12 protein-coding genes are annotated in these 13,706 nt (G+C 61.5%); 4 read left to right on the forward strand and 8 right to left on the reverse strand.

Features of this window, described 5'->3' with window-relative positions; translation table 11 throughout:
- Positions 1-398 precede the first annotated feature (398 nt).
- Entirely contained in the window at positions 399-3,776 is a 3,378-nt protein-coding gene (locus P9217_RS25720; protein WP_278087957.1) for a response regulator, read from the reverse strand.
- Positions 3,777-4,416: 640 nt separating this feature from the next.
- Between P9217_RS25720 and P9217_RS25725 the strand changes: the two genes are divergently transcribed.
- On the forward strand, positions 4,417-4,638 hold the full coding sequence (locus tag P9217_RS25725; protein ID WP_067319298.1) for a hypothetical protein: 222 nt from the start codon (positions 4,417-4,419) through the stop codon (positions 4,636-4,638).
- An 87-nt stretch (positions 4,639-4,725) separates the two neighbouring features.
- Here P9217_RS25725 and P9217_RS25730 read toward each other — a convergent pair whose 3' ends face one another.
- The 6 genes from P9217_RS25730 to P9217_RS25755 form a co-directional block, all read right to left on the reverse strand.
- A complete protein-coding gene (locus P9217_RS25730; RefSeq protein ID WP_245435075.1) occupies positions 4,726-5,067 on the reverse strand; it encodes a hypothetical protein in 342 nt (113 codons plus the stop codon).
- A 302-nt stretch (positions 5,068-5,369) separates the two neighbouring features.
- Positions 5,370-6,272 carry a glutathione S-transferase family protein gene (locus P9217_RS25735; RefSeq protein ID WP_067319300.1) on the reverse strand — a complete coding sequence of 301 codons (903 nt, stop codon included), beginning with the start codon at positions 6,270-6,272 and terminating at the stop codon, positions 5,370-5,372.
- A 21-nt stretch (positions 6,273-6,293) separates the two neighbouring features.
- Complete coding sequence (locus P9217_RS25740; protein ID WP_095824037.1) at positions 6,294-6,875, reverse strand: VOC family protein; 582 nt, start codon at positions 6,873-6,875, stop codon at positions 6,294-6,296.
- A 770-nt stretch (positions 6,876-7,645) separates the two neighbouring features.
- Positions 7,646-7,828: a hypothetical protein gene (locus tag P9217_RS25745; protein WP_067002221.1), complete on the reverse strand. Its 183-nt coding sequence runs from the start codon at positions 7,826-7,828 to the stop codon at positions 7,646-7,648.
- A gap of 213 nt (positions 7,829-8,041) precedes the next feature.
- Positions 8,042-8,644 carry a hypothetical protein gene (locus P9217_RS25750; RefSeq protein ID WP_067002074.1) on the reverse strand — a complete coding sequence of 201 codons (603 nt, stop codon included), beginning with the start codon at positions 8,642-8,644 and terminating at the stop codon, positions 8,042-8,044.
- Between the two features lie 20 nt (positions 8,645-8,664).
- Positions 8,665-9,423: a DUF4142 domain-containing protein gene (locus tag P9217_RS25755; RefSeq protein ID WP_278088025.1), complete on the reverse strand. Its 759-nt coding sequence runs from the start codon at positions 9,421-9,423 to the stop codon at positions 8,665-8,667.
- A gap of 415 nt (positions 9,424-9,838) precedes the next feature.
- Here P9217_RS25755 and P9217_RS25760 point away from each other — a divergent pair, with 415 nt between their 5' ends.
- Positions 9,839-10,291 carry a YidB family protein gene (locus P9217_RS25760; protein WP_067319306.1) on the forward strand — a complete coding sequence of 151 codons (453 nt, stop codon included), beginning with the start codon at positions 9,839-9,841 and terminating at the stop codon, positions 10,289-10,291.
- A gap of 612 nt (positions 10,292-10,903) precedes the next feature.
- Positions 10,904-11,191 (forward strand): hypothetical protein, encoded by a 288-nt coding sequence (locus P9217_RS25765; RefSeq protein ID WP_245307357.1) that lies wholly within the window; start codon positions 10,904-10,906, stop codon positions 11,189-11,191.
- Between the two features lie 359 nt (positions 11,192-11,550).
- Here the strand turns inward: P9217_RS25765 and P9217_RS25770 are convergent, their stop codons facing one another.
- Positions 11,551-12,033, reverse strand: a complete 483-nt coding sequence (locus P9217_RS25770) for a pyridoxamine 5'-phosphate oxidase family protein (RefSeq protein WP_127215032.1) — start codon at positions 12,031-12,033, stop codon at positions 11,551-11,553.
- A 348-nt stretch (positions 12,034-12,381) separates the two neighbouring features.
- On the opposite strand from P9217_RS25770, the gene P9217_RS25775 reads away from it, so the two are divergent.
- On the forward strand, positions 12,382-13,623 hold the full coding sequence (locus tag P9217_RS25775) for a site-specific integrase (RefSeq protein WP_278087956.1): 1,242 nt from the start codon (positions 12,382-12,384) through the stop codon (positions 13,621-13,623).
- Positions 13,624-13,706 lie beyond the last annotated feature (83 nt).

Here is a 13,706-nt window from a genome sequence, read left to right on the forward strand (position 1 = left end):
GAACGGGGATGCCTTGGGGGGGCCTGCGGCCGCCATTTGCGGACCCAGCCGAAGTTTGCCGCGGGAATCAGTAGCTTGTCCGACTTTTGAATCAAAAATTATCCCGGCGGCCGGATCTCCGGCCGCCGGGAAATAAAATCCGGACGAGAGCGCGTTGCCTGTGCGCCAGAGCGGATCATGGCCTGGCCATCGCCGAAAACAGGTCCGTTGGGGTAGAGTCGACGCTGTTCCTTGCCGGCGGTCGCTGCTCCCGCCCGTAACCGAAGGGCGGAATCGACAGCAGCCATTGTCCTGACCTGGCCTTCGTTTTGTATGGTGCGATCACACCATATGTCTGCGTTGGACGCCCGCCGACGGACCTCGTCGATGACGCCGTGAACGGCCGCGCAGAAAGGCTGTTATCCGGCGCTGCGGCGGACTTCCGCGTCCGACCCGAGCCATCTTTCAAGCTTCTCGAGCAGCGCCTTCGGGCTGATCGGCTTCGGCAGGTAATCGTCCATGCCGGCTTCCAGGCAGCGCTCGCGGTCGCCCTTCAGTGCATGCGCGGTGACGCCGACGATCGGCACATGCGTGCCCATCTCGGCTTCGAGCCGGCGGATGGCCGCGGTCGCCTCCAGGCCGCTCATCTCGGGCATCGACACATCCATCAGGATCATGCGCGGGTTAAGCCTGCCGAAGGCGTCCAGCGCCTTGCGGCCGTTGCCGACGATTTCGAACTGGTATCCGGTCTCGCCCAGGATTTGCGTGAACACCATCTGGTTCACCTCGTTGTCCTCGGCGACGAGAATGTCGAGCCCGGTCTCCGCGCCGGCCAGGCGTGCACGGGCACGCGCCGGCGGCGGCTGCAGCAGGACGCGATCCGCCGCGGTCGCCTGCGCCGTGGACGCCTGCGGCGCGCCGGCCCCGGTCTCGACGTCGCCGGTCAAGGCCGGATGGATGGCCGCCGTGCTGTGGCGATGACGCTGGATGGTGGCGACCAGCGTCTCCAGCAAGATCGAGGAACGCGCCGGCTTGGTCAGCTGCGCATCGATGCCGAGATCGCGGTAGGCGGCGCTGGCGAGCGACTGGTCGACCGAGGTCAGCATGATGATCGGCGTGTGCGCGAGGCCGGCGGAGTTGCGCACGATGCGCGCCATTTCGGCGCCGGTCATGCCCGGCATCTGGTAGTCGAGCACGACGCAGTCGACAGGCACGCCGTAGGCGGCAGCCGCAATCAGCACCTTCAGTCCCTCGGCGCCGCTTTCGGCCGCGCAGGAATCGAAGGTCCACGAAGCCATCTGCTCGCTGAGGATCGCGCGGTTGACGGCATTGTCGTCGACGATCAGCACGCGCGCGCCGGTCACGTCGATCGGCATGATCCGCTGCCCGCCTCGCTCGGCCCGCGGCAGCGTGACGGTGAACCAGAAGGTCGAGCCCTTGCCCTCGGCGCTGTCGACGCCGATCTCGCCGCCCATCAGCTCGACCAGCCGCGAGGTGATGGCAAGGCCGAGCCCGGTGCCCTCGTGCCGTCTAGTCGAGGAGGTGTCGACCTGGCTGAATTTCTCGAACACCAGCTTCAGCTTGTCTTCGGGAATGCCGATGCCGGTATCGGTGACCGAGATGGCGAGCTTCGTCCCCGACGGAACGCGCTCGCCGGTCACGTCGACCAGCACATGGCCCTTGTCGGTGAACTTCACCGCATTGCCGAGCAGGTTGGTGACGATCTGTCGGATCCGGCCGACGTCGCCGACGAACTGCCCGTCGAGCCCGGGCTGGACGCGAACGATGAGCTCGAGGTCCTTTTCCTTGGCGCGGGTCGACACCAGCGTCGCCACATCCTCGATCGCCTCGGCAAGGTTGAAGGGCGCCGGGTCGAGCACGAGCTGGCCGGCGTCGATCTTGGAGAAGTCGAGGATGTCGTTGATGATGGTGAGCAACGCGTTGCCCGATTTGACGATGATGTCGGTGAACGTCCTCTGCTTTGGGTCGAGGTCCGACTTTGCGAGCAACTCGGCCATGCCGAGCACGCCGTTCATCGGCGTACGGATCTCGTGGCTCATATTGGCGAGGAACTCCGACTTGGCGCGGTCGGCAAGCACGGCACGCCGGCGCGCCTCGCTGAGCTCGGCCTCGCGCTGTTTCAGTTCCGTAATGTCCGTGGTCGACCCGATCAGATAGAGCGAACCGTCGGACGCGATCATCGCGCCCTTGCGCGCGAACTGGTGACGCACGCTGCCGTCCGGCAGCGTCACCTGTTCTTCGATCTCCTGCGTCTCGCCGGTGCGCAGCACCGCCAGGTCGCCGGCGACGAAAGCTTCGCCGTCCGCGCCGAAGATCTCGACGTCGGTCTTGCCGATCGCCTCTTCCTTGCTGAAGCCGGTGAGATCGCACCAGCCCTTGTTGACGTAGAATTGCCTTAGATCCGAACGCTTCGCGTAGATCGACACCGGCACGTTGTCGATCAGGTTGCGGAACACCTCGTTCTCGCTCATGCTTTCCTTGAGCGCCCGCTCGCGCGCCTTGACCTCGGTGATGTCGGTGCTGGAACCGACCAGATGCACCGATCCGTCGGTCGCGATGAGGCGGCTCTTGCGCGTCATCAGCTGCCGCACCGTGCCGTCGCGATGGCTGACAGGCTCCTCGACTTCGCGCCCCTTGCCGGTCGCGATGACCTCGGCATCGTCATGGCTGTAGCTTTCGGCGTCCTCGGCGCCGAAAAGCTGCCGGTCCGTCTTGCCGATGACGTCTTCCTTGGCAATGCCGGTCAGCGCGCACCAGGCCTTGTTGACGAACTCGATTGTAAGATCCTCGGCCTTGATGAACGCCGCCACCGGCAATTCGTCCATGACATGCCGGTAAAGGTCGATCTGCCGCATCGAGTCCCGCAGCGCCTTCTCGCGGGCCTTGATGTCGGAAATGTCGACGCGCACCCCTATGAACGTGCCGTCGTCCGCTCTCATGTCGTAGACCTGGAACCAACGACCGTCGGGATTGAGCCGTTCATAGGACGAATTGGGCAGGTGGTAACGCTTCAGCATGGCGTCGAGCCAGCGCTCTTTGTCGACACCATAGAGATTGTCGATCTCGACGTCGCCGCTCGACCGGAAATAGCCGGCGGAATGACCGAGAGCGAGCGCCTCGCGTAAGGTGCGGCCCGGCTGCCAGGCCGGCTTCAGCGCCGGCAAACTGTCGTGCAGCTTGCGGTTGGCGAAGACGAATTCATCGTGGCGGTCATAGATGATGACGCCGGCCGGCAGCGACTCCAGCACCGTGGCGAGATTCTTGCGCGCATCCTCTGCCTCGGTCTCGCGATGCTTCATGTCGGTGATGTCGACATAGGAGATCAGACGCTTGCCGCCGGCAAGCGGTGCCAGCGAGGCGATCAGCACGCGGCCGTCATTGCGCGGCAACTGCCTGGAACCGGCAACGCCTGCCCGGATTTCGGCCTCGCGCTCGGCGATGTGGCGTTGCCAGCCCACCTCGTCGGCACCATAGGGGTCGGCGTCGCGGCTGGCCTCCATCAGCTCGCGGAAGCCGCAGCCGGCAGTGGCGCGAAGCGGATCGATCTTCCAGAAGTCGTAGAAGGCGCGGTTGATGATCTCCGCCCTGAGGTCGGCATCGAGGACAATGACGCCGATCGGCATCGAATCGACCATCAGGCGAAGATTGGCAAGCGCTTCCGAGGTCGCGGCCGCATGCTGATCGGGGGCGCGGGGGACCGCCGCCTCGCCGCGCTCGACCGCGCCTTCGAAAGAACGGGCGGCGCCCATCTCGAAAGTACCGTCCCTATCCGCCATCCCTACCCCCAGGCCGAACCCTCCCGGTTCGTCGGCGGAATGTGCCCGACAAGCATTAACGATCGGCTAACCTTAACGATTCGCAACCGAACACGCCCGTTGCCGTTAACGGGTTTTAGGCGGACGCCGGTCCGACCTCGCTGCGGTAATCCGTCCGTTGGCGAACCCACCGCTGCCGGGCTATAAAATCCGTGGGGGTATAGCTGATGCTTGGTCGAATGCTGACTTTTGTTCTCTGTCCGGCGCTGCTCGCGGCAAGCGGCTGCACGCGCAGCGACGACGGAACCGTCATCATTCCAAGCCGGATGGACGTCAGGCGCCTTTGGGACAAGGCCCCACCAGGAACAACAGCCTCGAGGCAGATCGCGACGGACGTGTTTCCTCAGCCGCCGATCGCCCCGGTGAGTTCCCCCAGTCGAAGACGTGTTTCGACGGCCCCTTCCTTTCAGCCGGATTTGGCTGATGCGTCCTCCCAGCCACAGAAGGCGCTCGCCTGCCGGAATGTCAGCGAACCCGGCAAGCGCTATCGCGTGGTCTGCGAGTAGCGTAGCAGCTACGATAAGATCGCGTGTTTCCTCACTGCGCGTGAAACCTTTGTGTGGCGTCTGGCGTTATCGGCGCAGCACGAAGGGGAGCGAAGATGTCTGTTCATTTCACCGTCTCAGGCCTGACCAGAAACCTGATCCATTCGCTCGGACTGGATCACGAGCGGGCCCCGAGGCGTCTGACACCCGAGCAAAATCTATTGTTGGAATGCTATCTGGCCGGCCAAATTCCGGAATCGGCCTGGAGCGACTACGTCTTCGAAATGCCGCAACTGGAAAAACACGCCAATGCCCGCCGCAGGCGCAATCCGGCGTAGCGCTGTCCAGCAACAAAGCGCCACCTAGAAAGGATAGCCGTTTTCTGTTGGAAATCAGCGAAGGCGAAACTGAGCAACTTGGCAGTTCTACTGCTGAATTGCTTTGGCGTTGTCCTTCGGCGAATTGAACTGAAGCGTAAAGATCTTCCCGGGAATTCCTTTGGCAAGCTCCGGCGAAAAGCTGAGCGGCAGGCAGTTCCGCAGGGCGACGGTCGCCGCGTCGACATAGGCCTGACGCGCCTTGTCATCGCCGTTGACCTTGATGGCCGTTGGCTTCGGCGGGCCGATCAGCGTGCCGTCGCGCCTGAAGCTGAAGCTCAAGGTGACCGAGGCAGTTCCGGCTTCGGCCGGCGGCGTCCAGCACGCCTGCAGCGCGGCGCCGACCTCGTTCATCGTGTTGAGCGATGCGGCATCTGCCGGAAAAGGCATCGCCAGCAGCGCGCCTGCGATCGCTGAAAGTCTAGCCGTGCTTCTCATGGCTCTGTCCTCGCCGCTTTCGCCCGTTCGCATGGTACGATCAACGACGCGGATGACAATAGAATTTCAACCGCGCCGTTACCCGACAAAATCATGCTGCCGTGACGCTGGCGCGCCCGCGCAAAAGCAAAAAGGCCGGCGCTGAGCCGACCTTTCCTTCTCCTCGGCAATCGCGCCAGTACATCCGTGGTCGCAGCGAGGACCGAGACACTAGACAAGGTTTGGTTAACGAAACCCTAAACCTCGCGCATTTCTTAAGCCGTGGCCTGGGCCTTCACATGGGCGATGTAGCCGCGCACGTCGCCGGCCGGCTCAGCATAGGCCTTGCCGAGCTTCTTCTCGATCGCCGCCATATAGTCCTTCGCCCAGCTGGGCAGCGCATAGTCGATGACCGCCAGAAACTCCAGTGTCGCCGCCAGACGGATGTCGGCGATCGACGGGTTGTTGCCGCCGATGAAAGGCTTGCCGTCCCTGAAGAAGCTATGAAAGACCTCCAGCGGCTCGGCGATTGCGGCGATGGCAGCCTTTTGCGCCTCCGATTTCTTGTCGGGATGGGCATCGCTGTGGCCGACCTCGCCGGCATATTGCGGAAAGCCAAGTGCCGGATAAGTGGCCCTGGCCACATAGGGATAGAGCGTTCCGACCAGGTAGAACATGGCGCTGTCGACCATCGCCCGCTTGGCCGGCGCCTTCGGATAGAACTTGTCCAGCCCGTGCTTGTTGGCGAGGTACTGCATGATTGCGCAGCTTTCCCAAAGCACGCCTCTGGGAAGTCCTTTGTCCTCGATCATCGGAGTCAGATGCGCCGGGTTCCGCGCCAGGAATTCCGGCGTGCGCGTCAGGCCCCAGGCGTCGGTCTCGGCATGGTCGAGCCCGGCCGCTCGCGTGAACACCCGGACCGTCATGTTGTTGACGCTGGGCCTTAGCATGCTGAGCTTGACCGCGGGCTTCTTCGCCGGCTTCGCCTTGGCTTTAAACGCTGCCTTTGCCGTTGCTTTAGACGCGGCTTTTGCCGTCGCTTTAGGCGCGGCTTTTGCGCCCGGCTTGACTGCGTTGGCCGACATCTTGGCGGCAGTCACCTTTGCCGCCGGCTTTGCCATCTTCGCTGCCGGCTTGGCGGCGGCCTTCTTCGTTCCCTTCGTTGCAGCCTTTGCCATCTGGTCCTCCCTCTGACCTGTTCAGTATGGATTTTTCGCCGCCCGGTTCTCGGACAATGTTTCGCGCGATCGCTCGACCAGCGCCTGGATGGCGTCGGCAAGGTGCGCCTCGGCGATATTGTAGTCGCCGCGCGCAACGCGGATCTTGTGCGCCGCCATCAGCACGTCGGCATGGCTGAAGCCCGCGGGCGGCTCGAACCGGTAGGAGGCAAGCTCGATCAGCAGCCCAAGCGGATCCTCGAAATAGATCGAATCCATGAAGCCGCGATCCTTGACGCCGCTGTGCTTGATGGCGCGCTCGTCGAGCCGGCCGACTGCCTGCAGGAACGTCACGCGCGACACCGAGAACGCGATGTGGTGGACACAGCCGGTATCGGTCGGCGTGCGCCGCTTGACCGCGCTACGGCTCTCGTCGGTGAAGACGGTGATCAGCCGGCCATCGCCCGGGTCGAAATAGAGGTGGCTTTCGCTCGCCTTGTCGAGATTGGGCTGCTCGAAGATGAATGGCATGCCGAGCACGCCTTCCCAGAAATCGATGGAGGTCTGGCGATCGGCGCCGACCAGCGTGATGTGATGGACGCCTTGCGACTGCAGTTTTTGCATTGGCTCCTCCCGGCCCCGCCGCGCCTGCCGCCGGACGATGTGGTCAGGCAGCCTTTAAATCGGCGCCCGGCAGGCGACCGCCGCACGGCTTCCCCCTTGATTCCGCAATCCGCATCCTGCTGGATCGCGGCCGAAACTTTGATTATCGGATGCTAATTCAATCCGAGGCGTTGCGCCAGAAGCGGCGACACGGCATCGCCCCAGCAGGTCATCGCCGGCCGCAAGGAGGATGCACAAGGCTCTCTTTGCACCATGCTCGATGGCCGGCCGGGTCAGCGGAACCGCCTGCCCGACACCGCCGTTTGCAACGATGGCATTGGCTGACGACATCCAAATGGCGGAACGCCATATTCTGTAGGCCGAGCAGCACATCAAGCGCCAGCGCGCGCGCATCGCTGCGCTAAAGCGCCGCCGGTTGCCGCGATGCAAGGCGTCCAGCTTTTTGCAGTTGCTTGAAGACGCCCAATTGATGCACCTGCATCATCTGTCGCTGTTGTTGGAGAGAGCGTCTCGTGAACGGACCCGAGCCGGCATTTAGACTTTTGGTTCAGCGTTGGCAGCCGACGGAAGCCTTATTTGTAGACCGTCCTTGAAGACGCCCGAACTGGCGACACCGCTACGCTTTCATGTCGCCGATCAGCGAAGCTTCTCAGCGAAAGCGGCGACACTCACGCCGTCCTCGCGCCGCATGGCCCTTCACGGTAGCCCGCTCTCGGGTGTTACTACCCGCAGCGCTGACACTCTCTCAATCTACCTTCGAAGAAGAAGCACTACTCCGACTTCGCCGGGGTTTCTTTCTTGATTTCCGTCGATGTTGAGGTGTCGGACTTGTCAACACTCGCCGTCTGCTGCGCGTCGACTGAGGCTTGATCCTTCGCGTGTGCCGGGCAATTGGCTGATGCTGCAGAGACGGACAGGCCCAGCGCTAAGATCGTTCCGAGGAAGGCTTTCATCATCATCCTCCTTTTGGCAAGTGACATAGCGTAACCCGCGCGTTGCGCGCCGCAAAATCACTTTTCACTCCCCGCATCACAGCTGGCTCGCGCGTCGAGGCCGCAGAGAACTTTATTGAGCGGATGGACCGAGCTGCGTTGCTCCGGGCATGGAGGCGCTGTCTACGCGCCAGAGCGTGAAGCCCCCAAGCCCTTCGCCTGGGGGCGATATGGTCAAACGCGATTTGCGTAGCGCGCCCGATCGCGTTCGATCTCGTCGGCGGTGTAGTTTTCGGCGCCAGCGTCAAAGCTCGTCCAACCGTCGGCTTCGTAGGCACTGCGGCGATCTTCCAAGTTCACCGATCTTGATTGACCGAGGATGCTCTCGGCTTCGCCGGCCAACGCGTCGCTAACCTTGGCCGTGACCAACGTCCCGCCGCGGCGCACACCTTCGGCGTAGACATGAGCGTCCCTTTCCGGGACCCCGGAGTCGGTAAGGGCTCCGACGATGCCACCGGCAGCCCCGCCGACAACTGCGCCTCCCAATGCGCCTGCAGCGGTAGCGGCGAGCCACCCTGCGGCGACAACAGGGCCCACGCCTGGGATAGCCATGATCCCTAGCCCCGTCAGCAACCCGCCGGCGCCGCCAATGAGGGCACCCACACCGGCACCGCCAGCCGCATCTTCGGCGGCATTCGAGCGATCATCTTGGTACCAGCCGGTCGAATTATTGGCGACGATGCTGATGTCGGAATGCGGAACGCCGATGGCTTCGAGTTCACCGACGGCATCGGAAGCGTCGTCATAATTGTCAAATAGTCCGGTCACGGTTCTCATGGTTGAACTCCAATCCGTTCTCAGTTGCTGCCGGCAACGACGTTGCCTTGATAATCGAGCGCCACGGTTGTCTTCTTTCCGTCCTTGGTGGCCTGACCGCGCCAGATGCCTTGATCGTCCTTGGTTAGCGCTGAGACGTCCGAGAAGCCGGCATCCTGGATCCGGCTCTTGGCCTGGTCTTCGGTGAAGCTATTGGCGCCTGGCACCGGAGCGGCCGGATTTTTTGTGTCGGTCGTGGTGACGGCGGGAGTTGTCGAACTCGTCGTCGTGCCGGTTTCATCGTCCATGGTGGAAGCAATCTTCTCGATCATTTCCTTATGCATTTTGAGTGTGGGCAAGGTCTCCGAAGCGAACGCCTTGAGCTGGGGATTGTCGCCATCCTTGGCGTAATTCTCGAACAGCTCCACGGCATCCGCGTGCGCATCACGCTGCATCTGCACATAGGTCTTTTCGACCGGATCCTTGCCGTTCTGAAGGGCGTCGAGGTCGCTCTTGTGCTTGGCATCCGTCTCGGCGGGCACTTTGAACTTCTGCTCGCCGGCAATCGTTTCGAGTTTTGCATTGGCCGCCCCATGCTCGTCGATCATCTTTTGGGCGAAGTCTTTGACCGCCTGATCCTGGGCTTTGCCTTGGGCGATCTTACCCGACTCGACCTCGAACATCCCCCCGTTGGCAGCCTTGTCGACGAACCCCTGGGCGTCGTCGGCGGCGAAGGCAGGCACTGCGAATGTGATGGCGGCGGCTGTGGTCAGCGCAACCAGTAGATGGCGATTTTTCATGGAGAAGTTCCTAGTTGGGCAGATGTGCTGCAAACCCAACAAGCGTCCGACACCTTTGTTCCGAGCGCGGTTTGATTTAGCGAGGAGTACCGGCATTCTTTTCACTAGGACCCGGCTGCCGGTTTTCGGTCCCGCCACGCTCCTGAACAAAAGCCAATAGGTATCGCGGCCAGCAGGATTCTTTCAGTATGGCTTGTCGCCAGTGGCAAGCAGGTTGAAGGGGGTGCCACCGGAGATTTTTGCGGCCTTCCGAGCGGCCTTCGTCCAGGACTTTATGCGTCTAAATCAAGCGGCTCGTGATCCAGCCTGTTGATTGCAAGATGACCTCGCTTGCTGGCCTCCCGGCAAACTTTTCACGTTAGACGGAACCTTTGTGATCACCGGCTCTTCCCTTGTAATTGCTGGGAGGAAATCAATGGCAAACCTGGGAAGACTGGCTGTCGCCATATTGGGCATTCTCGCCTACCAAAATCGCGACAAGATCGGAGAGCTGCTCCGTGGCGCGGGAAATCGCGATCCAAACAGTCTGCAGGGAGGGATCTTGGATCAGCTGTCCAAAGGCGTATCGGGGACGGCGCTTGGGGATATTGTCGACCGCTTCAGAAATGCGGGAGCCGGTTCCAAGGTGGATTCTTGGGTTAGTAGCGGACCCAACCAGCCGATCGAGCCGAAAGAGGTCGAGGCGGCAATAGACGACGAAACGCTCGCTTCTCTTTCAATGCAGACCGGCTTGTCCCGCGATGAGCTGATAGCCAGGATAACCAGGGACTTGCCCGAGGCGGTCAACAAGCTGACGCCCAATGGCGAACTGCCACCCGCGGGGCCCGACGATGTCACCCTGCTCGATCCGGTGCCACCACAGCGTTGATGGCGCGGCAAGGTCACACTCCAAGTCCGTCAGCGTTTGCGAAAAGCCTGTCTTGAGAAGCGCGAGGACTTGCAACGGTCATGGCGCAACTCATCCCGCTTTCGCAGGTGAGCGGTTTGCCGCTTCCGTTTGGGAGCGTGCTGACTATGAGCGGTCAATCCCATCAGGGGTGTAGCCGCAGAGGCAACCAAAGGTCCCTCGCTTGCGCTCATTAATCGCGACGGCGTTTATTAGCTACGCCTAAAGTTCTGATGTCAGCCGTCGAAAGGTGGCGCATAGTACAGACTTGCCCCTTGCCCACATGGGGTAAAAGGCCCGGCCTGTCTGCCCTAGGTCCCCCCGATATGCCACAGGCCGGGCGCCCCCATCTTTAGGCTGCACTGTTCCGCGCCGCCTTTTTCAGCAAGCGCGATAGATGCACGTCGTGAAGCTCCTGAACGCTTTGAAGAAGTTCGCAATTCAAGCGCCTTGATGGTGGGCAATTCGAGGCGTTGTATTTCGGCTGGGAAACAAAGAAGCGTTAGCCTGCATGGTGGAGGCCACTGAACAGGCGGGGGCTAATCCGTCTTTGCGCCTACGGCAGATAGATGAGCCGCTTCTCCAATCGATACGATGAATCCCATCATTGCCCGATGCTACTTTGAGGAGGCAACCGGTTTTGCAGCCCTGGCAGCTAGTAGGCTTGAGGGGTTGGATATGAGCAGAACGACTCTCGTTGCGATTGCTTTCCTCGTCATCAGCATCGGCCCGACCGAAGCCAATGGCCATAAAGTTTTGCCGGTTTGCACCGCGTCGAGCTCACTGTCCGAGGTCTTGCATGGCAAGTGTTTTCTCGTCAAAGGCTCGATGATCTATGGCGACATCGCCGATCTTTCCCAGATAATCCAATTGGGATGGTAGCCAAGGCCGAATCGGTGGCTAGACGCTATCGCATGACTGAGCCACGCCGTTTCTTACCGGGAAATAGCGCAGCGCCTTCCTCTCATGGGACAGCGCGGAAACAGGGGCTTCAAAGCCCAGGGGCAAAAAGCGCCGCTCCGATAACGTCGAGTATAACGCCAGGCGCGCGCCAGTGGCGGATTCGTGCGCCTATCTTCCATCCCGGCGCGTAACGCATTGCCGCCGCAAACTGGCGCGGTTCATTCTGGTCGCGAGCCCATAGAGTGGATGCGTGGTTGCATTCCAGGCTGGAGGCCTTTGCCGCATCAACCGAGAATCAAGCAGAAATTACGCGGCCGACAGCCTGTCGCGACCGGCCCCTAAAGGTCGACCTTGGCGACATTATCCTTGTATTCCTGCTTCGGGTCATATCCGAGCAGCATCTTGATGCCCGAAACCACGCTCGACGCATCGAGCCAGATTTCGGCTCGGTCCGGATCGAAGCGCAACAGCGTGAGTTTCGGATCGTCTTTGCCGCCCTCGAACCAGGCTTCGACATAGGGGCTCCAGAGCCGATCGATCACAGCCCGATCATTGTCGACGCGAAGCTTGCCCTGCACCGTTGCGAAGAGGTCATGTCCCTTGGAGACGAACGTGGCCGTTGCCTGGTCGCCGCCGGAAAGGCCCATCGGAAGCTCCGTATCTTTCGCCGTGAAAAACCAGATCGGACCGGTATCGTCCTTCTCCAGTTGTGCCGTCATGGGCCGAGGGATGATGTTGGAGCCGTCGAGGCCGATCATCATCGTCATGTCAGATTTCAGTGCTTTCCAGAATTTCGCTTCGAGCTCAGCGGGTGTCGGCATGTCTCATCCTTTCACTGAAAGAAAGGCAAACGGCCGACGGTGCTGTGTGTTCCTTCGCGCGAGTTCACACCCCGCGACGGACGACTTGCCTGGCCAAGGGTTCTCGATCGCTATTCGACGCGTCGTCGTTCAAAGCAGCGAAATTATTGGAATCTTTGGTACGCCCAAGGGGAATCGAACCCCTGTTCCCGCCGTGAGAGGGCGTCATCTTGGACATCTCTGCACGGCCTTACTCAGCCTTAGACGTTTGATTTCAATAGGCAATGTGTCCTATTGTGTAAGTGCGACTATCTGCGATTGAGCGGGTTCGTTGCAACGAAACTGTCAACGAAAACTCTCGGAGCCAAGATGGCGCAGCGTCGCAGTGTTCTGTCCAGCCGAACCAGTCGGGCCGCCCTGCCCTATTCAGATGCTCCCGAATGGGAAATCATCAATCCGGGTCTTCGCCTGGGCTACCGACGAGGCCGTGGCAGCTATGGCCGCGGCGGATCCTGGTTGGCGGCGTCGCGGCTATCTGACGGCACTCGGATACAAACCAAGCTCGGGCGCGCCGACGATGTGACCGCCGCAGATGGGAGCGGCGTCCTCTCGCATGAACAGGCAAAGGACGCTGCTCGAGCATGGCAGAAGGTTTTGAAGGCCGGCAGCGACGCTCCGGCGGCTTTGACCGTCAATGACGCATTGGATCGCTATTTCGAAGCGCGCGCCGCCGAAGGCATGAAGTCGATTGACGATGCCAAGACCAGGGCGGCTTTCCACATCCGGTCGAAACTCGGATCAATCAAGATCGCCGATCTAACGATCGAGAAGGTTCGCACTTGGCGCGATGGCATGGTGACTGCGCAAAAGCGACTTCGCACTGGCAAGTTTGCCAAGAAGGCGAACATCGCGCAGGTGAACCTTTCGGATCCCGAAGTAATCCGCCGCCGGCGTGACACGGCCAACCGCACACTGACCACCCTGAAGGCCGCGTTGAATTGGGCGTTCAACAATCGGCTCGTGGCCGATGACACCGCTTGGCGTTTGGTGAAACCTTACCGGGGAACGACATCTGCTCGAGTTCGGTTCCTGTCGCCAGCCGAACAAAAGGCATTGATCGCGGCCAGCAACGGCGCCATTCGTGATTTGGTATCGGCTGCCCTGGTGACGGGTGCACGGTTCGGTGAGCTCGCTCGGCTTCGGGTCGCGGACTATGACGCCGCCAACAAATCGGTCTTCGTGGCCGAAAGCAAAAGCGGGCGGCCGCGACACATCCCACTTCCGACCGGCGGCGCAGAGCTATTCGAACGCCTCGCTGCGGATCGGCCGACCGGCGAACCGTTGCTGCGGCAAGAGAGCGGAGCCGCGTGGGCGCCGTCCACCTACAATCGACCGTGGAAGGCTCTGCTCGCCCAAGCCAAGCTGTCAGACGTTACCCTGCACGAGATCCGGCACACCTATGCCAGCACGATGGTCCGGAACGGCGCGCCGCTGATCGTTGTGGCGGAGGCGCTAGGGCACAGCGATACGCGAATGGCCGAGAAGCACTATGCGCATTTGGCGCCGTCATATGTCGCTGACACGATCAGACGCCTCGCTCCAGATATCTGACCAAGGCAGAGGTTACAAGCTCGAATCTTGTCGGGCGCGCCCGTGCAGGTCTGCGCCTGAGAGCCCAGATCCGCGGTACAAAT

The sequence above is a fragment of the Mesorhizobium sp. WSM4989 genome, assembly GCF_029625795.1.
GTDB lineage: Bacteria > Pseudomonadota > Alphaproteobacteria > Rhizobiales > Rhizobiaceae > Mesorhizobium.